The sequence below is a fragment of the Microbispora sp. H11081 genome, assembly GCF_012999535.1.
Classification (GTDB): Bacteria; Actinomycetota; Actinomycetes; order Streptosporangiales; family Streptosporangiaceae; genus Microbispora.
Genome location: NZ_JABBWV010000048.1, coordinates 1 through 611, shown reverse-complemented (window position 1 = coordinate 611; position 611 = coordinate 1). Strand labels below are relative to the sequence as shown.

Sequence of the window (611 nt, the reverse complement as noted above, 5' to 3'; positions counted from 1 at the left end):
CCCGTCCTGGTCGTGCTCGACGGCTCCAAAGCGCTGCGCCGGGCGGTACTGGATGTGTTCGACCACCCGGTGATTCAGCGCTGTCAGCTCCACAAGATCAGGAATGTCCGGGACAAGCTCCCTGAGAAGCTACGCGCCGTGGCCGAGAAGCGGATGCGCGACGCCTACCACGCCGACACCCCACTCGCCGCCGAAGCCAAGCTGACCACGCTGGCCGCTGAACTGGACAAGAAGTATCCCGGAGCCGCGGCCTCGCTGCGCGAGGGAATGGACGAGACGCTGACCATCCTGCGGCTGGACGTGCCACCGACACTCGCGCGCTCGCTGCGCTCGACCAACCCCATCGAATCGATGATCTCCATCTGCCGCGACCACGCCGCCAACGTCAAGAACTGGAAGGACGGGCAGATGGCGCTGCGCTGGTGCGCGGCCGGCATGACCGAAGCCACCAAGCAGTTCCGCCGCGTCAACGGCTTCCTGCACCTGCCCAAACTCCGCAGCGCGCTTGACCGGCACGTCGCAGCCCAGAACCCGACCTCAAACTGCTACAACGAGAACGTCGCCTGACCGCGGGACCGCCGATCAAGTTCCACGAACGTCGGGACATCCTC

Annotated in this window: 1 protein-coding gene; it reads left to right on the top strand. The window is 66.0% G+C overall.

The window, feature by feature from the left end; genetic code table 11:
* Positions 1-567, top strand: a 567-nt coding sequence (locus HHX31_RS33430; RefSeq protein WP_169953807.1) for a transposase, incomplete at its 5' end; no start/stop codon positions are given.
* Between the last annotated feature and the right edge of the window lie 44 nt (positions 568-611).